General features: G+C 61.9%; 22 protein-coding genes. 4 read left to right on the forward strand and 18 right to left on the reverse strand.

What is annotated here, in order from left to right:
- The 9 genes from fliF to LQT98_RS10185 form a co-directional block, all read right to left on the reverse strand.
- The coding region (fliF, locus tag LQT98_RS10145; RefSeq protein WP_231462221.1) for a flagellar basal-body MS-ring/collar protein FliF at positions 1-1482 on the reverse strand (1482 nt) is incomplete at its 3' end.
- 101 nt (positions 1483-1583) lie between these two features.
- Positions 1584-1904 carry a flagellar hook-basal body complex protein FliE gene (fliE, locus tag LQT98_RS10150; RefSeq protein ID WP_048410210.1) on the reverse strand — a complete coding sequence of 107 codons (321 nt, stop codon included), beginning with the start codon at positions 1902-1904 and terminating at the stop codon, positions 1584-1586.
- Between the two features lie 2 nt (positions 1905-1906).
- Entirely contained in the window at positions 1907-3283 is a 1377-nt protein-coding gene (locus LQT98_RS10155) for a sigma-54-dependent transcriptional regulator (RefSeq protein WP_048410209.1), read from the reverse strand.
- Between the two features lie 14 nt (positions 3284-3297).
- The gene (locus LQT98_RS10160) at positions 3298-4005 is read right to left on the reverse strand and encodes a chemotaxis protein CheB (protein WP_231462222.1); all 708 of its coding nucleotides are present in this window, start codon (positions 4003-4005) and stop codon (positions 3298-3300) included.
- Between the two features lie 55 nt (positions 4006-4060).
- The gene (locus tag LQT98_RS10165) at positions 4061-4477 is read right to left on the reverse strand and encodes a low molecular weight protein-tyrosine-phosphatase (protein ID WP_231462223.1); all 417 of its coding nucleotides are present in this window, start codon (positions 4475-4477) and stop codon (positions 4061-4063) included.
- A gap of 199 nt (positions 4478-4676) precedes the next feature.
- On the reverse strand, positions 4677-6899 hold the full coding sequence (locus LQT98_RS10170; protein WP_048410359.1) for an ATP-binding protein: 2223 nt from the start codon (positions 6897-6899) through the stop codon (positions 4677-4679).
- A gap of 10 nt (positions 6900-6909) precedes the next feature.
- Positions 6910-7419: a molybdopterin-dependent oxidoreductase gene (locus tag LQT98_RS10175; RefSeq protein ID WP_231462225.1), complete on the reverse strand. Its 510-nt coding sequence runs from the start codon at positions 7417-7419 to the stop codon at positions 6910-6912.
- Between the two features lie 59 nt (positions 7420-7478).
- Positions 7479-8666 (reverse strand): EAL domain-containing response regulator, encoded by a 1188-nt coding sequence (locus LQT98_RS10180; RefSeq protein WP_231462226.1) that lies wholly within the window; start codon positions 8664-8666, stop codon positions 7479-7481.
- A gap of 690 nt (positions 8667-9356) precedes the next feature.
- Entirely contained in the window at positions 9357-10280 is a 924-nt protein-coding gene (locus tag LQT98_RS10185; RefSeq protein WP_231462227.1) for a LysR family transcriptional regulator, read from the reverse strand.
- A gap of 45 nt (positions 10281-10325) precedes the next feature.
- Here LQT98_RS10185 and LQT98_RS10190 point away from each other — a divergent pair, with 45 nt between their 5' ends.
- Positions 10326-11345, forward strand: coding sequence for a bile acid:sodium symporter family protein (locus LQT98_RS10190; protein WP_231462238.1), 1020 nt, complete (start codon positions 10326-10328; stop codon positions 11343-11345).
- Between the two features lie 200 nt (positions 11346-11545).
- Here LQT98_RS10190 and uvrB read toward each other — a convergent pair whose 3' ends face one another.
- The gene (gene uvrB / locus LQT98_RS10195; RefSeq protein WP_231462228.1) at positions 11546-13558 is read right to left on the reverse strand and encodes an excinuclease ABC subunit UvrB; all 2013 of its coding nucleotides are present in this window, start codon (positions 13556-13558) and stop codon (positions 11546-11548) included.
- A gap of 224 nt (positions 13559-13782) precedes the next feature.
- On the opposite strand from uvrB, the gene LQT98_RS10200 reads away from it, so the two are divergent.
- Complete coding sequence (locus LQT98_RS10200; RefSeq protein WP_231462229.1) at positions 13783-14652, forward strand: serine hydrolase; 870 nt, start codon at positions 13783-13785, stop codon at positions 14650-14652.
- Positions 14653-14720: 68 nt separating this feature from the next.
- Here the strand turns inward: LQT98_RS10200 and LQT98_RS10205 are convergent, their stop codons facing one another.
- The 7 genes from LQT98_RS10205 to LQT98_RS10235 all read right to left on the reverse strand — a co-directional run bounded on the left by LQT98_RS10205 (position 14721) and on the right by LQT98_RS10235 (position 22505).
- On the reverse strand, positions 14721-15248 hold the full coding sequence (locus tag LQT98_RS10205) for a fimbrial protein (protein WP_231462231.1): 528 nt from the start codon (positions 15246-15248) through the stop codon (positions 14721-14723).
- Positions 15249-15290: 42 nt separating this feature from the next.
- The gene (locus tag LQT98_RS10210; RefSeq protein ID WP_156183872.1) at positions 15291-16310 is read right to left on the reverse strand and encodes a fimbrial protein; all 1020 of its coding nucleotides are present in this window, start codon (positions 16308-16310) and stop codon (positions 15291-15293) included.
- 23 nt (positions 16311-16333) lie between these two features.
- Positions 16334-17056: a fimbrial biogenesis chaperone gene (locus LQT98_RS10215; protein WP_048410199.1), complete on the reverse strand. Its 723-nt coding sequence runs from the start codon at positions 17054-17056 to the stop codon at positions 16334-16336.
- A gap of 14 nt (positions 17057-17070) precedes the next feature.
- The gene (locus tag LQT98_RS10220; RefSeq protein WP_231462232.1) at positions 17071-19494 is read right to left on the reverse strand and encodes a fimbria/pilus outer membrane usher protein; all 2424 of its coding nucleotides are present in this window, start codon (positions 19492-19494) and stop codon (positions 17071-17073) included.
- A gap of 278 nt (positions 19495-19772) precedes the next feature.
- Positions 19773-20291, reverse strand: a complete 519-nt coding sequence (locus LQT98_RS10225) for a fimbrial protein (protein ID WP_048410197.1) — start codon at positions 20289-20291, stop codon at positions 19773-19775.
- A 378-nt stretch (positions 20292-20669) separates the two neighbouring features.
- Positions 20670-21020, reverse strand: coding sequence for a type 1 fimbrial protein (locus LQT98_RS10230; protein WP_156183871.1), 351 nt, complete (start codon positions 21018-21020; stop codon positions 20670-20672).
- Between the two features lie 555 nt (positions 21021-21575).
- A complete protein-coding gene (locus LQT98_RS10235; protein ID WP_231462234.1) occupies positions 21576-22505 on the reverse strand; it encodes an N-acetylmuramoyl-L-alanine amidase in 930 nt (309 codons plus the stop codon).
- Positions 22506-22767: 262 nt separating this feature from the next.
- On the opposite strand from LQT98_RS10235, the gene LQT98_RS10240 reads away from it, so the two are divergent.
- Positions 22768-23103: a hypothetical protein gene (locus LQT98_RS10240; RefSeq protein ID WP_231462235.1), complete on the forward strand. Its 336-nt coding sequence runs from the start codon at positions 22768-22770 to the stop codon at positions 23101-23103.
- A 244-nt stretch (positions 23104-23347) separates the two neighbouring features.
- Positions 23348-24208 carry a flagellar motor stator protein MotA gene (gene motA, locus LQT98_RS10245; RefSeq protein ID WP_231462236.1) on the forward strand — a complete coding sequence of 287 codons (861 nt, stop codon included), beginning with the start codon at positions 23348-23350 and terminating at the stop codon, positions 24206-24208.
- Here the strand turns inward: motA and LQT98_RS10250 are convergent.
- Positions 24192-25160, reverse strand: coding sequence for an ABC transporter ATP-binding protein (locus LQT98_RS10250; RefSeq protein WP_231462237.1), 969 nt, complete (start codon positions 25158-25160; stop codon positions 24192-24194). The two genes, motA and LQT98_RS10250, sit on opposite strands and share 17 nt — an antisense overlap.
- Between the last annotated feature and the right edge of the window lie 103 nt (positions 25161-25263).

The following is a 25263-nucleotide window of genomic DNA, read 5'->3' on the forward strand; positions in this document are numbered from 1 at the left end:
GGCCAGCGCCGCGGCCTCTTCCTCGCTGCCCTTGGCCGGCGCCGGCGGTTTGACCAGGTCGCGCATGATGGGACGCACCACGCCGAACAGCAGGTAGAGCACCGCGATGGTCAGCAGGCCGTACTTGATCAGATTGGAACCGTTGCTGGTCACGTAGTCAGTGACTTTCTCCTGCAGCGTGGCCGGCATCTCGGCGTCGGCGAACGCCGCGTTGACCACATTCAGGGTGTCGCCGCGCTGGGTGTTGAAGCCCATCGCCTCCTTGACCAGATTATTGATCTGCTGGACTTCCTGCGCCGTCAGCGGCGTCGGCTTCATCTCGCCGTTCTTGTCCGGCATGCGCCGGTAATTGACCACCACGGCGGCGGACAAGCGCTTGACGCCGCCCTGCGGCATCTTGGTGTGCTGTATGGTCTTGTCGACTTCGTAATTGGTGGTGATGTCGCGCTGCAACGTGCCCGAGGCGCCCATATTCTGCCCGGACAGCGTGGCAGTGCCCGGCGCCGCTCCCGGCGGCAGCGAGATCGGCGCCGATGCGGCCGACGGCGGCTGGTTGGACAAGGCGCCCGGCACGCCGGACGGCAGCGCCGCGCCGTTGTTCAGCTTTTCGCTGATCTGCTGGCTGCGGGTAGAAGACGGGTTGGGGCTGGAGTTGGGCTTGAAGGTTTCCGACGTCTGCTCCACCTCGGCGAAATCGACGCTGGCGGTGACCTGAGCACGCGAATTGCCCTTGCCGAAGATGGGCTCCAGGATGTCTTCGATACGCTTGACGTAGCTGTCCTCGATCTGGCGCACATAACCCAGCTGACGCTGATCCAGACCGGAGTTTTCATCCGGCCCGCCCTGCTTGGACAAGAGATTGCCATCCTGATCGACGATGGTGACGTTCTTGACCGGCAAATTCGGCACCGAGCTGGAGACCAGATGCAAGATGCCCGCCACCTGACCCGCGTCCAGCAGGCGACCGCGAAACAGGGTCAGCATCACCGAGGCGGTGGGCTGCTGCTGCTCGCGCACGAACACGCTCTGCTTGGGAATGGCGATATGGATGCGAGCGCTCTCCACCGAGCCCACCGCTTCTATGGTGCGCGCCAACTCGCCCTCGATCGCGCGCTGGTAATTGACCTGCTCGGCAAACTGGCTGATGCCGAACTTCTGATTATCCATCAGTTCGAAACCGACGCCGCCGGCCTTGGGCAGGCCTTGCGCGGCCAGCTTCAGCCGTGCGTCGTAAACCTTGTCCGAGGGTACCGAGATGGTGCCACCCTCGCCCAGCTGGTACGGGACATTCATCTGCTGCAGCGACGCGGCCACCTGGCCGCCGTCGCGGTCGGAGATATTGGAGAACAGGATTTTGTAGCTGGGCGTGCGGTTCAGCACCACGGCGCCCACCACAACGGCGAATATGGCGGCCACAGCCGCCAGGAACAGGACTTTTTTATTGTTGGGAAGCGCCTTGAAGCGATCGGACGCCTCATTCATGCGGCTTCGCCAAACGGGCGTAGCGTTTTCTTCTGCCAGGTCAGCCATACAGTGGTTTTAGGTTCGAGCCCACCGCCGCCGGCTGGTCGGGTCCGGCAGCGCTAGACTTGGGTATTCATGATTTCCTGATAGGCGGTGACCAGCTTGTTGCGCGCCTGAACCATGGTCTGGAACGACAGGCTGGCTTTCTGCAGCGACACCATCACGTCCTGCAGATTGACCCCCTCGTCACCCAATTCAAATTGCTTCTGCATCTCCTGCGAAGTCTGCTGCGCCGAATTCACCTGTTCCAAGGTGGACTTCAGCACAGCGGAGAAGTCCACCTGGGACGCATCCGGGGCCGGGCTGGCGGTCTTGCCCGCGGCCAAGGCCGAGGCGGTGCGCAGTTCGCCCAACAGTTGATCGATATTTGGCACTGACATGGTTACTCCAAGCCATTTCCATCTGGAACCTCCTGACATCCATCGGCCGCGTCTTCATCACGGTAACGCTGCAATTTATAGCGCAATGTGCGCTCGCTGATGCCCAGTTTTTCCGCGGCTAGCTTCTTGACGCCGCCCACCGCGCTCAAGGTTTCCAGAATATGGCGTTTCTCTAACGTTTTCATGTCGGTTTCATCCGACACGGGATTGTCTTTTTCAGACGCTATCCGGGTAACCTGGCTCGCGGCGGAGTCGTGGTCCAACAGCAGATCGGCGGCAAGAATTTCCGCCCCGGCGGCAAGAATCACCGCCCGCTGCACCACATTCTCCAGTTCGCGGATGTTACCCTCCCAACTATAGGCCGTCAAATGACGTTCCGCATCCTCGGAAAGGACCAGACTCCCCCTTCCGGCGGCCTCTGCGTACTTTTTAAGCATAATTCGTGCCAGCGGCAGAATATCATCGCGGCGCTCGGCCAGCGCTGGGATGCGCAGCGGAAACACATTCAAACGGAAATATAGGTCCTCGCGGAACTGGCCGGCCTCCACCGCCGCCTGCAAATCGCGGTTGGACGTGGCCAGCACGCGGATGTCCAGCTTCAGCGTCCTGGTGCCGCCGACGCGTTCCACCTCGCGCTCCTGCAGCACCCGCAGCAACTTGGCTTGCAGCGACAGCGGCATCTCGGTCACTTCGTCCAGCAGGATGGTGCCGCCCTGCGCCTGCTCGAACTTGCCGGGCAAGGCTTGCGCCGCGCCGGTGAAGGCGCCGCGCTCGTGGCCGAACAGCGTGGATTCCAGCAGGTTTTCCGGAATCGCCGCGCAGTTGACCGCCACGAAAGAACCATCGGCGCGCTTGGAATGGCGGTGGATGTAACGCGCCAGCACTTCCTTGCCCACGCCGCTGGGACCGGAAATCATCACGCTGACGTCGCTGCCGGCCACTCGGCCGGCCAGCGCGAACAGCTGCCGCATCGCTGCGGATTCCGCCACCACTTCGCCGCTGCCCTCGCTGGGCATGCGCAGCAGATGCTTTTCCACCTCGGCGATCAGGCTGGCGGGCTCGAAGGGCTTGAGCAGATAGTGGGCCGCGCCGGCGCGCAGCAGTTCGATCGCCCGTTCGATCACGCCGTAGGCGGTCATCAGGATGAAGGGCACGCCCGGGTAACGCTTCTTCGCTTCCTCGAATAGCGCGTAGCCGTCCATCGGCGCCATCTGGGCATCGGACACGATCAGGCCGACCGGCGCTTCCTTCAATTTAGTCAACGCAGCCGCGCCGTCTCCGGCTTCCACCGTCGGATAGCCGGCCAGGTTCAGGGTGTCGACGATGGCTTCGCGCAGATCGGCGTCGTCTTCCACCACCAGGATAGGGAGATACTTCATGTTTTCTTATTCGATCAAGGGTTGGGTCGTTCCGCCTGCTGCTGCCTTTGCGCGGCCAGCACCGCCAGCCGCGTGGCGATGCTGCCCAGCGCCAGCACCTCATGGGCGCCGCCCATGGCGATCGCCTCCTTGGGCATGCCGAACACCACGCAGCTGGCTTCGTCCTGGGCGATATTCCAGGCCCCCGCCTGCTTGAGCTCCAGCATGCCGCTGGCGCCATCCCGGCCCATGCCGGTCAGGATCACGCCTATGCAGTTCTTGCCCACCAGATTGGCGGCGGAACGGAACAGCACATCCACCGACGGCCGGTGCCGGTTCACTGGCGGCCCGGCATGCAGGCCGATCGCATAGCCTATGGTGGGCGCTGGCTTGACCAGTAGATGGGAGTGTCCAGGAGCGATGTAGACGGTGCCGTTTTGCAGCCTTTCATTGTCTTCCGCCTCTTTCACCGTCAGCTTGCACAGGGAGTTCAGCCGCGTGGCGAAGGAGTGGGTGAACATTTCCGGCATGTGCTGGGTGATCAGGATGGGCGGCATGGATGCCGGCAGCGCGGTCAGCAAGGTGCGCAGCGCTTCGGTGCCGCCGGTGGAGGAGCCGATGACGATCACGGCCTGGCTGGCCAGCGGCACCTTGCCGGCCTGCTTGGACAGGATGATGTCCGCGCTATGGCTGGGCACTACGTCCAGCGGCTTGTTGGCGGCGCCCCTTGTCAACTGCCCCATATGCGTCCTTGGCTCTGGTTGAAATTATCGTAAAACCGTATTGCTCGCGGCGGAATCACGGCGCCGCTCGCTCTGCGTCGCCGACGACGCGGAGCAGCCAAGCATCGCAGGCCGCCTCCACCAAGTCCAGCACCCGGTCGAAGCCGTCGGCGCCTCCATAGTATGGATCCGGCACTTCTTGCCCACCGGGCAGCGGCTCCAGCAGCAAATGCAGCTTGCCGCGATAGGATGGCGGACATTTGGCGTTTAACAAAGCCAAATTTTGCCGATCCGCAGCCAGAATCCAATCGAAGCGCGCGAAGTCCTCCGCCGCCACCTGCCGGCCGCGCAGGCCGGACAGGTCGTAGCCGCGTCGCTGCGCGGCCTGGCAAGTGCGGCGGTCCGGCGCTTCGCCGACATGATAGCCATGCGTGCCCGCGGATTCCACTTCAATCCGCGCGTCCAGGCCCGCCGCTCGCAGCTTGGCACGCATCACCCCCTCCGCGGTGGGCGAGCGGCAAATATTTCCCATGCAGACAAATAAAATGGATAGACGCGGCGTATTCATCGGCGATTCAGGCTCTCATATTATTCAGACGGGGGCGCCAAGGCGCAGCTTCCTGCCCGATCTTATCATTTCCGCGGCGCCCTGCCGCCGGCTCCGGGACTGCCTGGCAGGACAGTTCCCGCGCTCAATCGGAACGCAGCGCCGGCGCGTCCAGGTCCGCCAGGTAGCCGGATTCGACGCAAGCGCGCCGTGTGGCGTTAAACAAGGCCGCGGCCTGCTCCGCCTCCTCCTCCAGCTCCGCATCCGCGGACAGTGCCTGTTGCTCCAGACCGGAGCAGGCTCCGCCCAGCGCGCTGAACCCCAGCGTGAGCGCGGCGCCCTTCAGGTTATGGGCGCGACGGCGCACTTGATCGCGCTGCCCGGCCCGGGCGGCGGATTGCACTTCATCGATGAGCTCACCCTTGCCAGCGAAAAACTGCGTCACCAGTTCCCGGTACTTGTCCAGCGTCAGCATCTCCACCATTTTTTCTATCATCAGCACATCCAGCATGGCTGGCGCCTGCGCCGCCCGCCCCTCCGCCGCTGGCGCCACCGCGCCGCCGAACTGGCGTTCCAGCATCGCGCTGAACTCCTCGACATGCAGCGGCTTGGCCAGGAAATCGTCCAGCCCGCAGTTCAGCACCCTCTGCCGCGTCTCCGGAAACGCGTCCGCGGTCAGCGCCACGATTTTCATGCCCGGCGTCATCGCGCGTTCGCGCAGGCGCCGGGACGCCTCGATGCCGTCCATCGCAGGCATGTGCAAATCCATCAACACTAACTCGAAGGGTTGGCGGGTGGCGATATCCAACGCCTCCGCGCCATCCTTGGTCACCGTGACCAGGTGCCCCAGCTTTTGCAACATCGCATGCATGTATTTGCGATTGATCGGGTTGTCATCCACCACCAACACCCGCAGCGGACGCATCAACGCGCCGTCGGCGGCCTTCTCCGGCAAGGAGCAGACCTCCGGCGGCTGCATCGGCTGCAAGGGCAGCGACAGCACGAACACACTGCCGGCACCCAGCGCGCTATGCACGGTGATGCCGCCGCCCATCAATTGCGCCAGGCTCTGGGATATCTCCAGGCCAAGACCGCTGCCGCCGTACTGACGCATGGCGGAACCGTCCCCCTGGGAAAAGCGTTTGAACAGCCGCGCCAGCGTGGCGTCGTCCATGCCGATGCCGGTATCCCGTATCGTCAGCCGCAGCGTGGTGCAGCCTTCCGCCGCGGTGTCCGCCACTTCCGCCTGTATGGTGACCGCGCCGATTTCGGTGAACTTGATCGCATTGCTGAGCAGGTTCAGCAGAATCTGCCGTAGCCGGGTAGCATCGCACAACACCCATTCCGGCACGTTCAGATCCAGCGCCATGCGCATGGCCAGGCCCTTGGCCACCGCCTGACCACGCATCAGGCTTTCGCACTGCTGCAATAACTGCCGCAAATTGCACACCGTCGGCGCCAGGTCCAGCTTACCCGATTCCAACTTGCTGGCGTCCAGCACATCGTTGAGCAGGGCCATCAGGTGCCGGGCGGACTCCTCCGCGGTCTTGATGTAATCGGCCTGCACCGGCGTCGGCGAGCAATCTCCCAGCAGGGACAGCATCCCCAGCACGCCATTGAGCGGGGTGCGGATTTCATGGCTCATATTGGCCAGGAACATGCTTTTGGCCATGCTGCCGGCCTCGGCCTGCACTCGCGCCTGCTCCAGGCTGTCGGTCAGGCCTTCCAACTCGTGGCGGCGGCGTTCCAACTGCCGCAGCTGGCGGACCACGATGACGGCGAAGCCCAGGATCAGCGCCCATTCGAAAACCATCAACCAATTACTGACCAGGATGTGCTGCTGCATGCTTTTATTGCGCGCGTCCACTTGCTCGGCTACGCGCTGGTTCGCCACCAACGACAAATCGCGCAGCGGCCCGCTCAGCACTTCCAGCTCCGCGTCCAGCCGCCGCAAGCCATCGAGATCAAGACCGGCGCCGCCCTGGCGGCCGAAATAGGCGTCGGCCTTGCGAATGAAGGCGTCCAGCTTGGGACGGGCCTGCAGGTATTCCTGGGTGCCGTCCAGCAGGCTGGAGTACAGGCCATGGTCTATCACCCCCACCCGGCTGACAAAGATATCGTAGCGCTCCTGCAGCTCGGTGCGGTCCTGCTCATGGTTCAGCACATGCTCTATCGACGTTTGCAGCCGCATCGCCTCGGTTTCCAGCTGGAAATAGGCCCAGACGATGTTGTCGTCCTCATAGCGCACCGCGGTGTTGAGCATTTCGGACTGGCGCAGTTGGATGTAGACGACGCCGGCGAACACGCAAGCCAGGGTCGCGCCGATCAGGATCAGGCCTCGCCAGGTCAGGTGGTTTCGATGCGGCATGTTCATACGCTCAATGCACCTGCAGCGATTTGAGCTGCCAGGCCGAGCGGTTGTAGTACAGTTCGGAACGCAACTCTTCTCGGCTGTCGTAAGGATAAACGATGAACAAAGGCCCTTTTTCCCGCACCGGCATCGCTTTGTCGTTCATCTGCGTCGCCAGGATCACATCAAAGCGGCTGACATCTTCGAAGGGGATATCGGTCTTGTAATCATTCAGCGCCACCGCTTTCAGCAATTTGCCGCGCGCGCCGACGGCGGCCAGCACATCGCGCAGCAGCGGCCCCGAGAATTTGGTCAACCCTGGATACCAGGGCGTGTGGGTGCTGAAGCTGCGCTGCGGCAAACCGGACAGCATTGCCATGTCGAAGGCGGCAACGTCACCCTGGTTCTTACGGCTGATGCCGCCGCTGATCAGCAATACCACCTTGCCGTTGGGTTTGGTCAGCGTCTCGGCGGCGGAAGCTGTCAACGAAGGTACCGCCAGAGCCAGCAACAAGGGCAGATACTTGAACAGATTCATGATTTTCTCGCTTTCTTATTTAATGCATCACGACAAGCACTCATTCCGACCGGCCATGTTCAGCTCGGCAGCGGCATCTGCCCGCCGCAACCGGCCAGCCAGGCGCTGAAAGAGGCTTCATCGACGGGCGGGGAAATGAAAGAACCCTGCGCGGCGAACACGCCAAACGTCCTGCACAATGCCCATTCCTGCTCCGACGCCACGCCTTCGGCCACCACGTTCAAACCCAGTCTGCGACCAAGCTCGACGCTGGCCTCGAAGATCGAGCGCTTGGTGGCATGGGCCGCGGCGTCAATCACGAAGCTCTTGTCTATCTTCATTTCGGTGAACGGGATGCGCGACAGCCGGTCCATGCTGGCGAAACCGGTGCCGAAGTCGTCTATCGCCAAGCCGGCGCCCTTTAGCCGCAAGCGGGTCAAAATCTCCAGCGCCCGCGCCGGGTCCGCCATCACGCCGCCCTCGGTCACCTCGAAGGTCACCCGCGGCACATCCAGGCCGGCATCGCCCAAGATGGCGACGAAGGCGGCCACCAGGCTGGAGTCCCTCAGCGACTGCATCGACAGATTGATGGACATATTCAGCCGCTGCCGCGTGGCCAGCCGTGTCAGCGCTTGCGCGGAATCCGCCAGCAGGCGCTTGGTCAGCAGCGTGATCAGGCCGTTCTCCTCCGCCAGTTCGATGAACTGCAGCGGACTGAGCAAGCCCAATTGCGGATGCTGCCAGCGCGCCAGCACTTCCACGCCCAGCACCTTGCCGCTGACCACCTCCACCTGCGGCTGGAAAAATGGTACCACCTCGCCACGCGCGATGCCTTGCTGCAGCTCTTTGCTGCTCAAGCGCTCCAGCGGCAGGCTGATCGCCTCACCCGGCTCCACCGGCGCCGCCAGCAAGGCCAGCAATTGCACCGGATCCACCGGCTTGGGCAACACGCCGCACAGGCACAAGGCGTACAAGCGCGCCAGGTCCGCCACGCTGCTCAGCACCCGTCCATCAAAGCCGCTGGTGATCAGCAGCTTGCCGCGATAGCGCCGCTCGCCCAGGTGGCGCACAAACTCGATGCCATCCATGCGCGGCATGTCCAGGTCGCAGAAAATCAGGTCGAACACCCGGTCGCCGGCATCCAGTTGCATCAGCGCGTCCAGGCCGTCAACCGCTTCCGAGACCTTGCCCAGGCCAAGCCGCTGCAGCACCGCGATCAGGAATTGCCGGGATACGACCTCATCGTCAATGACCAAGATTTGCGACATTGCCAGCGCTCCTCCTTTTGCGTTCCTGGCCACGGACCGGCCCTTAAAACAGTTCACGGGCCAACAAGCCGGCACGGAAGGGGATTGCGGCCGGGAAAGCGGAATGCACAAGCCCATGAACACTTCGAAGGCGGGTTCTCAGTGTGACGCTCCACGAAACGCCCGGCGTTGAACAGTTTCTTAAGCGCTTCCGCCACAAAGAATGGTCGCGCATTACCAACGCGTGCAATGAACAAGTCCCGATAAATCTGGACACGTAATATCTAGATAGCCCGCAGCGTCCGGCTTTTCCAGCCTGCCCGCTGCGGCCGGCGCCTCGACGCCGGCCATCCCTTGGACCAGTCCTGGCCCCGGCATTTAACACTTATAATTAGTAAATATATTCACCATATTGCACATATCCAGCACCTGTGTCGGCATCATGGAGAACCATCATGCACAAGACCTATCAATTGAGTCCGGATGGCGGCTATCTGACGGAAGCCAGCCTGCCGGCCCTGCGCCGCTTGCCGGCCCGCTCCGCCTGGCTGCACACCGAGATGGGCCTAATCAAGCGTTCGGTTTCCAGCGTCACCCTGCGCGGCAGAAAACTATGGGCCGATAGAGCGACCGGCACCTTGTTCCGCGCGGGCAACGGTCAGTGCCTGGCCAGCCCAGGCCTGCGCCTGCAGTTGCTGCCGCAGCCCCGCATCAAGCGCCCCAAGCGTCCGGTCGCGCCGCCTGAGCCAGTTCCCGCCGCATCTCCAGCGCCAGCCGCCACACCCGCTGCGCCAGCGGCGACAAGGAGCGGTGCGGCCGCTTGATCAACACGATGCGCCGCCGCGCCGCCGGCAACAAGGGCAGCACCCGCAAATCGCTGCCGGCCGGCAAAGGCATCGCCAAACCCGGGCTGATGCTGACGCCCTGACCCGCCGCGACCATGCGGAACACCGACTGAGAATGCCCCAGCTGCTGCGCCACCTCGCAATCAACACCGTGCTGTTCCAGCAAACCGTCTATCAGCCGACGGCTGCCTGAGCTGTGATCCAGCAGCACCAGCGGCTGACCGCTCAATTGCGTCCAATGCGCGGCCGCCTGCCCCGCCAGCGCGTGGTCGCGGCGACACACCAGCCAGAAATCATCCTCCAGCAAAGGTTCGCTTTCCAGCGGCGTCGCCGCGTCCGGCTCCACTACCAGGCCAAAATCCACCAGCCCATTCTGCACCGCCTCGATATTCAGGCGCTGCACCTGATCGTGCAGCACCAACCGCAGTTGCGGGTAATGTTGACGGCAGCGCGCAAGCAACAAAGGCATCAGACTGGCGGACAAGGTGGGACTGCTGGCCACGTGCACCACGCCGTGCGCCTGCGCGCCCTCCAGCCGCGCCGCCTGCAAGGCGTCCTCCAGTTCATCCAATACCCGCGTCAGCTTGCCTTGCAGCCGCAGTCCCGCCGCGGTCGCCACCACCTCGCGGGTGGTGCGGTCGAACAAGCGCAATTCCAATGCCTGCTCCAGCTCCCGCACCGCGCGGCTCACCGCCGGCTGGGTCAGCCCCAGTGCCGCGCCGGCGCGACTGAAGCCACCATGCTCGAGCACGGCCTGAAACACCCGCAACTGCCGCAAAGAGACATTCATATCAATAACTCATGAATTAATCAGATAAATGCATTTGTATTGTCAATGATGCTGCGCTTCAATAGCAAGGTCTCGATCATCACCCTGTTTCGCCCCATGCCCCGATTTCTCGATGCCTTCACCCTCGCCCTGCTCGCCACCGTGGCCGTGGCCACCTTGCTGCCCTGCTCCGGCGACATCGCCGCCGCCTTCAACCTGATCACCAATCTGGCGATCGCGCTGCTGTTCTTCCTGCACGGCACCAAGCTGTCGCGCGAGGCGGTAGTGGCCGGCGCCAGCCACTGGCGGCTGCATCTGGTGGTGCTGGGCTGCACCTTTCTGCTGTTCCCCGCGCTCGGCCTGCTGCTACAGCCGGTATTGCAGCCGCTGCTGACGCCGCAGCTCTACCTGGGCATCCTCTATTTGTGCATGCTGCCGTCCACCGTGCAGTCGTCCATCGCCTTCACCTCGATGGCGCAGGGCAATGTGCCCGCCGCCATTTGCAGCGCCACCGCGTCCAATATCCTGGGCATTTTCATCACCCCCTTGCTGGTCAGCCTGCTGGTGGTCAAGCATCATGGCGCCGCCCAGGGTTGGGGGCCGGTGCTGGACATCGTGATGCAGTTACTGCTGCCCTTCATCGCCGGCCAGATCGCCCGCCGCTGGATAGGCGGCTGGGTGGACCGCAACAAGGGCCTGCTGCGCTATGTCGATCAAGGCTCCATCCTGCTGGTGGTCTATACCGCATTCAGCGCCGCGGTGATCAGCGGCCTGTGGCAACAGACGCCGCCGCAAGCGCTGGCCGCGCTGCTGCTGGTCAACCTGGTCTTGCTGGGCCTGCTGTTGGCGCTCACCATGCTGTTGAGCCGCAAGCTGGGCTTTTCGCGCGCGGACCAGATCACCATCGTGTTTTGCGGTTCCAAGAAGAGCCTGGCCAGCGGCGTGCCGATGGCCAAAGTCTTGTTCGCCGCGCCGGCCTTGGGCTCCATCGTGCTACCGCTGATGCTGTTTCATCAGATCCAGCTGATGGCCTGCGCCGCCTTGGCGCAGCGCTATCGCCGCCAGCACGCGGAGCGCGCGCGCTGAAAAGCCAACGCCCCGCTCGGACTCGAGCGGGGCGTTGCGCCGACAGCGGCACCGGGCTTAGAACCTGTTTACGATCTCGCGAGCTAAGGCGAGACAAGGCGAAAACGGTTGAAGAAGCGGAATGTACAGGTGGTACATGAGCATTCTGAAAGCGTTTTTAACGCTGTATCGCCGACGCGCAGCAGATCGTAAACAGGTTCTTACAGATCGTTGACCCAGGCCTGCTCCTTCAAGTGCTTGAGCTGATCGCGCAAGCCGGCCGCCTTTTCGAACTCCAGATTGCGCGCCGCTTCCATCATTTCTTTCTCCAGGCGCTTGATTTCCTTGGCCAGCGTCTTTTCGTCCATCATCGCCACGCGCGCGTTGTCCACCAGCTTCTTGCGCTCGTCTTCCACGCTGTAGACGCCGTCGATAATGTCCTTGATCTTCTTCTCCACGCCCCTGGGCACGATGCCATGTTCGGCGTTGAAGGCCATCTGCTTGGCGCGACGGCGTTCGGTCTCGTCCATCGCCCGCTTCATCGAATCGGTGATACGGTCGGCGTAGAGCAAGGCCTTGCCGTTGAGGTTGCGCGCGGCGCGGCCTATGGTCTGGATCAAGGAGCGGTCCGAGCGCAGGAAGCCTTCCTTGTCCGCATCCAGAATGGCCACCAGGCTGACTTCGGGAATGTCCAGGCCTTCGCGCAGCAGATTGATGCCGATCAGCACGTCGAACACGCCCAAGCGCAGATCGCGGAGGATTTCCACCCGTTCCACGGTGTCGATATCGCTGTGCAGATAGCGCACCTTGATGCCGTGCTCGGTGTAATAGTCCGCCAGTTGCTCGGCCATGCGCTTGGTCAGCGTGGTCACCAGCACGCGCTCGCCGCGCTCCATGCGCAGGCGGATCTCGGACAACAGATCGTCCACCTGGGTGGCCACCGGCCGCACCTCCATCTCCGGATCCACCAGGCCGGTGGGACGCACCACCTGCTCCACCACCTGGCCGGCGTGTTCCTTCTCGTAAGCGGCCGGCGTGGCGGACACGAACACGGTCTGCGGCATCAGCAGCTCGAACTCGTGGAATTTCAGCGGCCGGTTGTCGGCGGCCGACGGCAGCCGGAAGCCGTATTCCACCAGATTGGCCTTGCGCGCGGCGTCGCCCTTGTACATGGCGCCGACCTGGGGCACGGTGACGTGGGATTCATCGATGAACATCAACGCGTTCTTGGGCAGGTAGTCGATCAGCGTCGGTGGCGGATCGCCCGGCCCGCGGCCGGAGAAGTGCCGCGAGTAGTTTTCGATGCCCTTGCAGAACCCCATTTCGTACAGCATTTCCAGATCGAAGCGGGTGCGCTGCTCCAGGCGCTGCGCCTCCACCAACTTGCCGTCTTTCTGATAACGCTCGATGCGCTCGCGCAGTTCTTCCTTGATGTGCTCGCAGGCGCGCAGCACGGTGTCGCGCGGCGTCACATAGTGGCTGGACGGGAAGACCGTGAAGCGCCCCACCCGCTGCTTGGTCACCCCGGTCAACGGATCGAACAGCGTCAGCGTTTCCACCTCATCGTCGAACATGCTGACACGCAGCGCGGTATCGCTGCTCTCCGCCGGATAAATGTCGATCACATCGCCGCGCACGCGGAAAGTGCCGCGGCCGAAGTCGATATCGTTTCGGTCGTACTGCATGGTGGTCAGCCGGCTGATGATGTCGCGCTGCGCCAGGGTTTCCCCTTCTTTCAAATGCAGAATCATCTGATGGTAATCGGAAGGATCGCCGATACCATAAATTGCAGACACCGTCGCCACGATGATGCAGTCCGGTCGTTCCAGAATGGATTTTGTCGCCGACAGCCGCATTTGCTCGATGTGCTCATTGATGCTGGAGTCTTTTTCAATAAAAAGATCGCGGCTGGGCACATAGGCTTCCGGCTGATAGTAATCATAGTAAGAAACGAAATACTCGACGGCGTTTTCCGGGAAGAACTCGCGCATTTCGCTATACAGCTGTGCGGCCAGGGTTTTGTTATGCGCCATGATGATGGCCGGACGGCCGCTTTGCGCAATGACATTGGCCATGGTGTAAGTCTTGCCGGAGCCGGTTACCCCCAGCAGGGTCTGATAGGACAAGCCATCCTCCAGCCCTTCCAGCAGTTGGGCGATGGCGCCGGGCTGGTCGCCGGCGGGTTCGAATGGTTGATGCAGTTTGAACGGGCTGTTGGGATAGGTGCGCGGCATGGCTCGGGACGTCGGAGGAGATGGCCTGATTCTACGCGCTTCGGCCGCCATTCACACCCCCGTTACCGTGCCCTATAAAAAAGCCGCGATTCAGGCTATACACAGTCAAAACATTGTTTAAAATACAGTCAGACTGATATAAATCCATGCCTTGCCGCTAATATGCCGAAGGTTTATTTATTCAGTCCAAGTTTCGTTAAAATCCGCTCTCCCTGGAGTGACGCATGATCAAGAAAATTGCAAGCCTGCTGGTATCCGCGGCCTTAGCCATGCCGGTGCTGGCAGGTTCGCCGTCCGGCGTGATGGTGGCCACTCAGATGGCCGACCAGGCCGCGCCGCGACTGAGTTCTCATTCGGTGCTGGTGCTTAATGGCATTACCGGTGAACCGCTGTATCAGAAGAATATCCATCAACGCATGCCCATAGCCTCCATCACCAAGCTGATGACGGCGATGGTGCTATTGGATTCCGGCGCCTCGCTGGACCAGGAGGTGACGGTATCCGAAGCCGAGATCGACCGGGTGAAGAACACCTCTTCCCGCCTGGCGGTGGGCACCACGCTCAGCCGCAAGGAAATGCTGCTGCTGGCCTTGATGTCGTCGGAAAACCGCGCCGCAGCCACGCTGGCCCGCACCGCGTTGCCGGGCGGTACCGCCACCTTTGTTGAACGCATGAACCGCAAGGCGCGCAGCCTGGGCATGACCGAAACCATATTCCATGACGCCACCGGGCTGGACATGCGCAACACCTCCACCGCCGCCGACTTGGCGCGGATGGTGCGCGCCGCGCATGGCTATCCCTTGATCCGCGCCTTCACCACCACCGAGAAACATCAGATCCAGTCGGTCAGCCGCCGCGTGCTGCAATACAAGAACAGCAATGCGCTGGTGCGCGAGGGCGATTGGGATATCTCACTGCAGAAGACCGGCTACATCCAGGAGGCCGGCCGCTGCATGGTGCTGCAGGCCACGGTGGGCTCGCAGCCGCTGATCATCGTGCTGCTGGCCGCCGGCGGCAGCGCCGCCCGCGTCAACGACGCCAAGAGCATCAAGACCTGGCTGGAGGCGCACCCCGGCAACTGGCTGGCCGGCTGAGCTCCGCCCGAAACCAAAACAGCCCTGCCGTCTAGCGACGACAGGGCTGTGTTCATGATTTTGGCAGCTTACATATAACGCAGGTCGAACTGCGCCAGGCCGTTGGCCGAACCCGGCTGAATGCCGCCCGGCTGCCCCTGCGCCGTCGGGCCTCGAGTCGATTCATACATCGCGTTGAAACGCAGGCTGTTGCTGCCATTGGTCAGATTGACCAGCGGAGAGTATTCGCCCAGCACAATATCGCTGCCCGTGGGCGACTGCAGCCGTATGCCGACGCCTTCCGCGCTGCCGGTGATCGCCATCAGCGCGCGATTTTCCTGGTCTGGCGCGCCGGAGAAGCGCACCGCCACCGTGGTCAGCGTGTCTATCGAGCACTCGGTCAGGCGGATATTGAACGGCACCGGCTGCGAGCGATCTCCGATGCGCTTGAACATCTGCGAGGACACCAGACCCAGCCCCACTTCCAGCCTTTGGGAGTTCGGGTCCAGTCCGCAGGCGCTCATCACCAGTTCACCATGCACATCCAGCATGCCATCGGCAGCCTGCGCCAGCGGCGCCGCGCACAGCAGCGCCAGCAAATATGCCCAAGGTTTCATTCTCTATCCTCTCCTGCCATCCTAGGCCTCCGAGCCTGACGCTCAGAGGTAGTCCAGATCAATATTGACTCTGCCGGTGAACGGCCCTTCTTCCACCTGCCCCAGATTGCTAGGCACGATGGTGCCGTACATCGGCACGATCTTCTGCCGGTCGCCTTTGCGGAAGTCGGCAAGATATTCGGACTGATCGAAACGCAGCTTGCGCCCATCGCCGAAGAACAATTGCAGACCCAGGCCGCTGTCCTTGTCCCCGCCCTTCCTGACCAGGCGCGCGGTGTAATCGTCCACCTTGCCGTTCACCCCGCGGAAATAGCCGTTGACCTTGACCGGATCGTCACAGGTTTTTTCCAGGCTCAGGGAAAAATCCTTGCGCGGCACCGCCGGATTGAGGCCCTTGTCGGTCTTGGTGATGCGGCCGAAATCCAGGGTATTGCTGGCCGGGTTCAGCGCCACCTTGACCGCGCACTGGATGAAGCGGATCTTGTCCAGGCCGGTGACCTTGTACACCAGATTGCTGCCCTTGATATCGTTGATGCCGCCGACCCCGTCGAACTGCATCACTTCAAACTGCGTCACGCCGACATTGCCGCTGCCCGGATACTTGGGCTTGGTGGCGATCACCACCTGGAAATCCAGGTTGAAATCGGTGGTCGGGCAGTTCTTGATATCCGGATAATCCTTCTTGGGACAAGCCGGAATAGTCTTGCCGGTGGCGATTCGCTGCTTGGGATCGAAATAGGCCTGGCCGTTGTACATCACCCCGAACTTCACCCCTTGCGGCGCGCTGTTATTACGCGGATTCGGGTAGAAAAACACATCCTCGGCATTACGGAGTCCGTCGTGGTCCTTATAGCAGGACACGCTGACAGAACGCTGGCTGGAGTGCCAGATGATCTCGCCCTCGCCCAGCGTGACCGGCACCGCCACCGTGGAACCGATGTCCTCGGTGATCAGCACTTGGCCATCACGCCCGTTCTCCTTGCAAGCCAGCGCATGGCTCAGCGCCGGCAGCGCTGCCAGGGCCAGCATCAGCGCCAGGCGCGGCAATCGTCGATTCAACATGGCTCTCCCCTGAATGCCCTTGCTTACTGCGGCTTGTCTTCGCGGTAGCTGCACGCCTGGTTCGCGCAGACGAAGGTGTAAGTGTCCTGCGCGCCGTAATCATTGATATTGGTCAGTTTCAGGCTGGCCGGCAGCGACTTCAGCGCATACGAGGCCTCGCCTTGCGGCGGCACCATCAGGCCATCCAGGTCACGCGGCGTCTTCTCGCCCGGCAAGCTCATGCCGATCAAGGTGATGTGATAAGGACTTGGATTCTTGAACACCAGCTTGCCGTCGGCATGACTCAGTTGCAGTTTGTTGGCAGGGTTGTCGCCACGCGGCAGCTGCGCCGCCTTGGGACGGTAGAAAACCTTGATCCGCGACTTGATCGCCAGCTGCAACACATTGTCCTTGTCGCTCTTGGGCGGAATTTCCTGCACATTCAGATAGAACAGCGACTCACGATCGGCCGGCAGGCTGTTGTCGGGAATCCGGCTCAAGCGGATTACGCCCTTCTCGCCCGCTTCGATGCGCTGCAAGGGCGGCAGCACCAGGAAGGGCGAACCCAGCTTCTTGCCGGCGCCATCGCTGAGCCAGGACTGCACCAGGTAGGGCTGGTCCGGGTTCTTGTTGGTCAGCACCATGCTGACGTTCTTGTCCTGTTCCAGGTAGATCACCCGGGTGCGGTCCAGCAGGATATTGGCCTGGGCCGCCAGCGGCAGCGCCAGGGCGGCGAGCAGGCCCAGGCCGCGTTGCAATGCGTTCATATTGGATTCCTTGTTTATTTCGCCAGCGGCGCGCACAGCGCATCGCGTCCGCCCTGGCTCAAGTCGTAGTCGGCCGGCAGCGCTTCCAGGCGGCAGCTTTGCTGCCCCCAGCTGATTTCCAGCTGCGCGGAGGCGCTCAGACCGGTGACATAGGTCAGGCCGTTGTCGCCCACCATGCCGACATCGTGCTTGGTCGCGAGGTCGGTCACCGCCGCGCCAAGAGGCGGCATTTTGCCATCCGGCAGCCTTACCGTCAGCAACGCCTTGCGGCCAACCTTGACCGGGAACTCGGCCTTGCCCACCGCGCCCTCGGTCAGCACCACGCGACGCACCACCGCGCTGGCCTCCACCGAGTCCGGCATATTGTCGGCGTCCAGGCGCACATCCTGGCTCAGATACGGCCCCATGCCGGAAAGCATGGTGTAACCATTGCGATCGGTCAGCGCGCCGCTGCCGTACACCGGCACTTGGGCGACGCCGTCGGCGTTCACCAGCAGGCGGGTTTCGCCGGAAGAGGCGTTGCCCATGGTCAGGCCGCCGGCGTGCAATACCAGCGAGCTGCCCATGCCCGCCGACAGGCTGCTGTAACCACCTTGCTGCTTGCTGGCGGACGCGTCCGCCTGCAGCACGCCGCCGGTGTAATGATAGTCGCCGGCCAGCGTCGGTTTGCCGGTCTGGCTGTCGGTGCTGACCGACATGCTGTAATTGTGGTTGGGCCGGCTGCTGTCGGAGAAGCCGACGCGATGGCTGGTGCTGCCGGCGCTCTGTTGCAGGTCGTAATTGATGCGGCGGTTGTTTTCCAGCGGCATGCTCAGACTCAGGTACACCCGCGAGCTATTGCCGCTCTGGTCGCGCACCGACTGCAGCGACAGGTTGACGCTGACATTGCGCAGCGGGCCGATGTCCAGGTCGCGGTTCAGCGACATATCCACGCGCTGGCTGGCCGCGGCGTTCCAGTAAGTGGACTTTTCCGCCGACAGATACAGCGTGGTGCGACCAAAGGACTTGCTGGCGGTCAGGCCTACGCGCTGCTTGTCGTTGTAATCGGTCAAACCGTCCAGATTGTTCAGATATTGGCCGAGCGAGCGGAAGTTGCGGTCGGAAAAGCGATAGCCGAACAAGCGCACGTCCGCGTCCAGGCGTTCCAGTTTTTTCGCGTAGTTGAAGCGGTAAGAGCGCCCGGAGGTATCTTGCCCGTTGCGCAGATGCGCATTGGCCTGAGTCACGTCCGCCGACAACGCGCCCCAGCTGCCGACATCCTTGGCGAAACCGAAAGCCAGCGAGCGGTAATCCGCCGAAGCGATGAAACCGCTGTACACCGACAAGGTGTCGGTCAAGCCGTAGGAGATTTCGCCGGTGCCGATATTGGGCTTGGCCGAACTACGACTCTGATCCGCCTGCCCCAGGCCCGCCTTGTAACGCAACATGCCCTTGCGGGTCAGGAAGGGCACCGACGTGGTGTTGACCGAGAACACCTGCTTGCTGCCATCGGCCTCCTCCACCGTCACTTCCAACTGACCCTGGGTGGTGCTGTTCAGATCGCGGATCACGAACGGCCCCGGCGGCACATTGGTGGTGTACAACACGCGGCCCTGGTTGCGGATGGTCACCTTGGCATTGGTCTTGGCCACGCCGTTGACCTGCGGCGCATAGCCGCGCAGGCTCTGCGGGATCATCCGCTCATCGCTGGACAGCGTGACGCCGCGCATGGAGAAGGCGTCGAAAATATCCGAAGTCTTGAAGACTTCGCCAAAGGCGAGCCGCGCCTGCAGGCTGCGCAGATCGCGGTACACCTGGGTGTAGTTCCACTTCAGCTTGCTGCCATTGGAAATACTATTGTCGAACTGGTAATTCGAACGCAGGCGCCACGGGCCGGCATTCGCGCCGGCCACGCCGTAGCTGGTGACCTTGCTGCTGCTCGTGCCCAGACCGTTATCGGTGCGCTGGTAGAACAGGCGGTAATCGAGCATGGCCGCCGGCACGCCGTCGCTCCAGGTCTCAGGCGGCGCGTAATCGTCGTCGCGGTAGGCCAGTTCCGCCTGCGGAACCGATATATCCAGGCGACCGCTGCTCTTGGAATAACGCACCTTGGCCGCGCTGATCGCCGGCAAGTCCACGCACTCGGCCTCTTGCGGCCAGACAATGCCCGGACGCAGGCCCAGCAATCGGATCAGTTCCGGCGGCAGACAGGGGCGCACATCCCCTTCCTGGCCTTCCGCCCGGAAATTGAGCTCAAGCTGCTGCAGAAAACGCTGATTCAGGTAGATATCGACGATGTAGCGGCCGGGAACGATGTAACCGGCTTTCTCGAACTGCTCGAGATTGACGCTGCTATTGGGCTCCAGCTGCAAGAAGGCGTCGTTGAACTCCACCGCATACGCGAAGCAAGGCGTCAACGCCAGTGCGACTGCCACGATGTGAGTGCGAAGCTTGTTCATGCCTGCCAGTTATCCCTTGGATCTTAAGAAAAAGATGAAGCTCGGAAACGGCGCGCACGCCGCGATGGCAAAGGTCCTGCGCCACACGCGCTTTCGCCCATGCAGAGAAATGACCGCCATTGAAGATACGAGGTATCAGCCTCATGCCCTGGTTTGCAGACTACTCATTGCTGACAGCGGACAAACCAGGCCGGGAATCACTTATGGATTCAGACCGTCAGGGCACAAGGAAACAAAGACCGGAACATAGCGATGCTCCGTAATGGAACGCCTGCGGCTTACTTGTATTGCAGGTCGAATTCGGCATGACCATTCGCAGTACCCGCGCTAACGGTAGCGTCGCCGGCAGCGGAGCCGTCAGCTTCGTAAGCGGCGGTGAAACGCAGGGTGTTGGTGCCGTCAACCAGGTTGATCGGGCTGCCGTACTCGCCCAGTTTCAGCAGCGCGCCGGTGGAGTTCTGCAGACGCACGCCCACGCCCTTGGCGGTGCCGGTGGTGGCCATCAGTTCTTTGTTGCCAGCGGAGGCGCCAGCGAAGCGGACGGCAACGGTCTTCAGGGTGCCCAGTTCGCAATCGGTCAGCTTCATTTCAAAGTTTTGCGGAGCGGAACGGTCGCCCACTTTCTTGAACACGTGCACCGGCACTTTGCCCAGGTCAACCACCAGCTTGGAGCTTTGCGGATCCAGACCGCAAGCGGAAGTTACGATTTCGCCGTTAACGTCGAGAGTGCCAGCGGCAGCGAAAATAGAGGAAGCAGCAACAGCCATCAGGGAACCGGCAAAAACAAACTTTTTCATGACTTTTATAGACTCCAAACAAAGGTAATCATTCTCAAAACCGCATAGCAGCTTCGCATGCCGCGCAGCGGGCTATCCGCCAGTGCTGACGCGCAGAACTGGAACACGGACGCATAGTATCAAGCCGCCACATTGCGTAGATTTTTTTGTTTCATATTAAATTTTTACTTACAAATATGTACAAAAAGATACACATGGACTTTAAACAACTTGATAAATCAATAATGAATAATTGTTTTACTTCAGGGAGTTGTTAAGACTTAAGCGATATTTGCAAGAAAACAACACTTTGAATGGAAAAAACCCACACGGCCAATGCCATGTGGGTTTCCAGGTATTGTTTGAGCTAGCTCAGCACCGATACCGGCGCGGCATTGATCAGAAGTAGTTGACCAGTAGCTTGACCGCGCCCGCGTGGGCGGTGGCGCCGCGCAACAACTCGCGGCTGCTGAACTGGTTTTCGCCTTTGCGCACGTTCAAACTGGCGATCTGGGCTTGCTGCGCGCCGGCTTCGCTATCCAGCGTCAGCTTGGCCGGGCTGGCGCACTCTTTGAGTTCTAGCGCAGGCTTGGTCCGGGCCGCGTCGGCACTGGCCAGTTCGTGGGTTTGAGCACTGCAGCCGCCTTCAACGATGGCGCCGTAGAAGTACACCTCGCCGCCTTGCGCGAATGCTGCGGAAGAAAAAGCCGAAACCAAGGCAGCCAGTCCAAGTGCGTGCAGACGTTTCATGTTCGACCTTCCTTTCCAATCCCACCATTTTAAACAAATCACTAGTTAATCAAGGCTTGTTTAGTAACATCAATCACCTTAATTGCATTCTAGTACATGCAGCATTTAAATTGGAAGCATTATTTGATAGTTTTTATTACAAATTAATTGGATTCAGAAGTAACAAATACTTATTAATAATAGCATGTTTTAGAATAAACAATTGATAATATGGGAAAATCAGCTTCGAACTCTCAACACGGGATCAAGGACAGGCCTGATTTTGTTATGGCATAAACAAAACTAAAGCACAGGGAAAGCGAGGAAGAGGAGGAAGGCAAGCCGAGCGCTCAGTCAACGGCTGCCCGCGGCCTCGCTGTAAATGCCAGCCCGCCCGAGACATGGCGGGTCTGTAGTAGAGATAGCCGCCGCGGTTTCAGGCGGCCCGGCCGAAAGCCCGTGATTCGAACACCGGCTTGGCTCAGTTCAAAGCCTTGCGAGCAAGCGCAAGGCAAAGCGACCAGACTTACTCGCCATATCGCGTCTCACGACGCGCGGCAGGCTTTGAACAGGTTTTTAGGGCGTCAACGGCCAGCTGTCACTGCCCTTGCCGTTGTCTTTCCTCGGCGCCGCGGCCGGCTGCTGTTCACGCGCCCGCCCCGGCCGCGACCGCTTGAAGTACTTCTCCAGCAAGGCGTCCAGGATTGCCGAGGTTTCCGCATCCGGCACGCCGTCATAGCGCGCAGGCCGGAAATGCATCTGGAAGGCCGCCACCACATCCTGGCTTTCTTTATCCAGCACCCCGGTTTGCGGCGCCTCATAACCATAGTCCAGCAAACGCTTTTGCAAATCGCGCACGTCGCCGCGATAGGGTGCCAGACGCCGGTAGTACTCGACCGCTTCGCTCTCCGGCCATGCACCGATGTGGTGCTCGCGATACAAGCGCTCCCATGGGAACAACGGCCCTGGATCCACCTTGCGGCCCGGCGACACGTCGGAATGGCCCACCACCTTGTGCGGCAGAATCTGATGCCGCGCGATGATGTCCGCCGCCAGTTGCGCCACCACGGAGATCTGCGCGGGCTCGAAGTCGAACCAGCGCCGCTGCATCAGGGGGAGATCATCTTGCTCCGGCGATGGATAACCCTGATTCACAATCTCGATGCCGATGGAGCTGGAGTTGATCAACCGGTCGCCTTGCCAATAGCTGCGTCCGGCATGCCAGGCGCGCCGCTCCTCCGGCACCAGCTGGTACACCGTGCCAGCCTCCAGCAATCCGCCATCCGGCACCAAGTAGTGCGCACTGGCACCATGCTCGCCATTGGTCAGCTGTTCCAACGATGCGCCAGTCGGCAGCGCCGTATAGTGAAGCACCAGATTGCGCACTCGGGAATCCTGGCTCTCCGAACGCAGGCTGGCATCGATCCGATATTTCTTCACCACCGCGCCAGCGCTGGCGCAGCCGGTGCTCAAGGCGCCGACAGCCAAAGGCGCCAGTAGCGGCAAAATCCCAGTCCAAACCAAAACTTGTCTTCTACTGCTCATTTACATTGACCTCATCAAGACCAGGTCCGGCGCAAGCCAATCTAGCCGCCGGCACCGCGGATAGAGCTTTTAACCCAATAAAGAGTTCCAATTACATAAAATGCATGATTGATGCCATATAATTAACATCAAATCCAAAAACATCAGCTGTAGCGGTCACACAAGGCTTGCCAGGCCACTTATCCTGCTTTAGATTGCGCTGCGACCCATGGGAAACGTCCAGTTGCGATATTCGACATTCAGCCCCGGCGCCTGTCTGGCCTTGCTGCTGCTACTGATCTGGCAGGCTCTGCCGCTGGGCGCAGCCTCGGCCTATATAGACGGCGCGCCGCGCCGCGCGCCCGCCGTCTACGCCTTCAGCCAAGCACCCGCGCTGGCGGCGCACTCCGGCCACACCCATTGCGCGGGTGAATCATATGGCTGCGTCGAATGCCAGCCGCTGCCCAGCCGAGCCGCCGCGCTGCCCTGCGCGGCGGCTCGGTCCGGCTGGCCGGCCTTTAGCCCGTCGCAACCGCCCAAGATCGCATACCGTCCTCCACGCCGGCCCCCTCGCGCCTGAACGCCGTCATACCGCATAACGGCCCGCCGTGCCGCACGCTCGGGCCAACGCATACGGTCTTTCAAGACCGGCCTGACCCTGCTTTAGAGGCTGCTCAAGGTCTGCTGCGCTTCGTTGAGATGCGGCACGGAGAGTACCGGCATTCAGGATGTCCACGTACCACTTGTACATGCCGCTTCTTCAGCTGTTTTCGCCTTGTCTCGCTCTCGCTCGCGAGACTTTGAACAGGCTCTTAGGAACCCTTATGAATGTAATCATTGGCTATGTCGTGGTGATCGGCATGATCTTCGGCGCTTTTATGATTCACGGCGGCGCCATCGGCGCCATTCTCTCCGCGATGCCCACCGAGATGATGGCCATTCTGGGCGGCGCGCTCGGCGCCTTCATCGTCGCCAACCAGACCAAGACCTTGAAAGCGGTGGCGCGCGCGCTGCCCGCTGCGTTCAAGGGCTCGCGCCACAGCAAGGCGCGCGCGCTGGATTTGCTCAGCTTGCTGTACGAACTGCAGGTCAAGGCGCGCAAGGAGGGCATGATGGCGCTGGAAGCCGATGTCGACGCGCCGCAGCAAAGCCCTATCTTCAGCAAGTATCCAGCCATCGCCGACGACCTCCACGCCCTGGCCTTCATCCGCGATTACCTGCGCATCATGGTCAGCGGCAATCTGAACGCCTTTGAAATCGAGAACCTGATGGATGTGGAACTGGACACTCATCATCAGGAGGGCATGGCGCCCATCGCAGCCATCCAGCGCCTGGGCGATGCGCTGCCGGCCTTCGGCATCGTCGCGGCGGTGCTGGGCGTGGTCAACACCATGGCTTCGGTCGGCGCGCCGCCGGCGGTGCTGGGCGGCATGATAGGCTCGGCCCTGGTCGGCACCTTCCTCGGCATCTTGCTGTCCTACGGCATGGTGTCGCCGCTGGGCGCCCTGCTGGAGCAGAAACTGGATGAGGACAGCAAGGAACTGCAATGCATCAAGACCGTGCTCCTGGCCGGCATGCAGGGCTATCCGCCGCCCAGCGCCATCGAGTTCGGCCGCAAAGTGCTGTACTCAACGGAGCGCCCGGAATTCGACGAACTGGAGCAGCGCATCAAGAGCCTGCGCTAGACTCCGCCGGCAGGGGAATCAGCGCCGCGGCGTCCACGCCCAGGCCGAAACGGCCGCCGACGCGCAGCTCCGCGCCCAGCGCCGCAGCCTCGCGCGCGGACAACACCAGGCTGAGCACGCCGGCCTGGGCCCGCGCCCGCAATTCAACGCCATCGGCCAACTGCGTCAGCGCCTCTATCCGCGCCGGCGCTTGTTCCGGGCCCAGCAGCAGCGCGTGGCCCGGCACCACCGCGCGCTCCAGCACGTTCTGGTAGCCAATGAAGCGCGCCAGCCAGGCGCTGGCCGGCCGCGCCAGCAGCTGCGCCGGCGGCGCGCATTGCTCCACCCGCCCCTGGCGCAGCACCGCTACCCGCTGCGCCATCGCGAACGCCTCGTCCCGGTCATGGGTGACCAAGATGGCGGGCATGCCGGAATCAGCCAGCAATTGCGCGAATTCTTGCCGCAACTGAGCGCGCAAATGCGCGTCCAGGCTGGAAAACGGTTCGTCCAGCAGCAGCAGCCGCGGCTGGGTGACCAAGGCGCGCGCCAAGGCCACCCGCTGCTGCTCGCCGCCGGACAGCGTCCATACCTTGCGGCGCTGATAGCCGGTCAGACCCAGGCGCTCCAGCATGGCCGTGGCGGCATCCGCCGCCTTCCGCCGCGGCACGCCACGCTCGATCAGGCCGAACATCACATTGTTCAGCACATCCAAATGCGGAAACAGCGCGAAATCCTGAAACATCAGCGCAAAGCCGCGCCGCTCCGGCGGCTGGCCGGTAATATCCTCGCCGTCGAAGCGGACGCTGCCGCCATCCAGCGGCAACAGGCCGGCGATGATTTTGAGCAGGGTGCTCTTGCCGCAGCCGGACGGCCCCAGCAAGGCCAGCGTCTCGCCGGCGGCCACTTCCAAAGACAGCTGATCCGCCGCCACCCGCGCGCCGAAACGCTTGTCTATCTGTCTGAGCTCAAGCACGCTCGTCTCCTTTCGCCAACTCTTCCGGCCGCTTCGCTCCGCTTTCGATCACGATGAAGGCCAGTGTCGCCAGCAGCATCAACAGGCCGGACAGCAGCATCGC

Origin of the sequence: Chromobacterium aquaticum, from assembly GCF_021129195.1 — a bacterium.
In the GTDB taxonomy this organism is placed as follows: domain Bacteria; phylum Pseudomonadota; class Gammaproteobacteria; order Burkholderiales; family Chromobacteriaceae; genus Chromobacterium; species Chromobacterium aquaticum.

Bases quoted from the DNA above. Each gene is read 5' to 3' on its own strand.
- fliE (WP_048410210.1), bottom strand. From the start codon at position 1,904: ATGTCAGTGCCAAATATCGATCAACTGTTGGGCGAACTGCGCACCGCC.
- LQT98_RS10155 (WP_048410209.1), bottom strand. From the start codon at position 3,283: ATGAAGTATCTCCCTATCCTGGTGGTGGAAGACGACGCCGATCTGCGC.
- LQT98_RS10160 (WP_231462222.1), bottom strand. From the start codon at position 4,005: ATGGGGCAGTTGACAAGGGGCGCCGCCAACAAGCCGCTGGACGTAGTG.
- LQT98_RS10165 (WP_231462223.1), bottom strand. From the start codon at position 4,477: ATGCGTGCCAAGCTGCGAGCGGCGGGCCTGGACGCGCGGATTGAAGTG.
- LQT98_RS10170 (WP_048410359.1), bottom strand. From the start codon at position 6,899: ATGCCGCATCGAAACCACCTGACCTGGCGAGGCCTGATCCTGATCGGC.
- LQT98_RS10175 (WP_231462225.1), bottom strand. From the start codon at position 7,419: ATGAATCTGTTCAAGTATCTGCCCTTGTTGCTGGCTCTGGCGGTACCT.
- LQT98_RS10180 (WP_231462226.1), bottom strand. From the start codon at position 8,666: ATGTCGCAAATCTTGGTCATTGACGATGAGGTCGTATCCCGGCAATTC.
- LQT98_RS10185 (WP_231462227.1), bottom strand. From the start codon at position 10,280: ATGAATGTCTCTTTGCGGCAGTTGCGGGTGTTTCAGGCCGTGCTCGAG.
- LQT98_RS10190 (WP_231462238.1), top strand. From the start codon at position 10,326: ATGATGCTGCGCTTCAATAGCAAGGTCTCGATCATCACCCTGTTTCGC.
- uvrB (WP_231462228.1), bottom strand. From the start codon at position 13,558: ATGCCGCGCACCTATCCCAACAGCCCGTTCAAACTGCATCAACCATTC.
- LQT98_RS10200 (WP_231462229.1), top strand. From the start codon at position 13,783: ATGATCAAGAAAATTGCAAGCCTGCTGGTATCCGCGGCCTTAGCCATG.
- LQT98_RS10205 (WP_231462231.1), bottom strand. From the start codon at position 15,248: ATGAAACCTTGGGCATATTTGCTGGCGCTGCTGTGCGCGGCGCCGCTG.
- LQT98_RS10210 (WP_156183872.1), bottom strand. From the start codon at position 16,310: ATGTTGAATCGACGATTGCCGCGCCTGGCGCTGATGCTGGCCCTGGCA.
- LQT98_RS10215 (WP_048410199.1), bottom strand. From the start codon at position 17,056: ATGAACGCATTGCAACGCGGCCTGGGCCTGCTCGCCGCCCTGGCGCTG.
- LQT98_RS10220 (WP_231462232.1), bottom strand. From the start codon at position 19,494: ATGAACAAGCTTCGCACTCACATCGTGGCAGTCGCACTGGCGTTGACG.
- LQT98_RS10225 (WP_048410197.1), bottom strand. From the start codon at position 20,291: ATGAAAAAGTTTGTTTTTGCCGGTTCCCTGATGGCTGTTGCTGCTTCC.
- LQT98_RS10230 (WP_156183871.1), bottom strand. From the start codon at position 21,020: ATGAAACGTCTGCACGCACTTGGACTGGCTGCCTTGGTTTCGGCTTTT.
- motA (WP_231462236.1), top strand. From the start codon at position 23,348: ATGAATGTAATCATTGGCTATGTCGTGGTGATCGGCATGATCTTCGGC.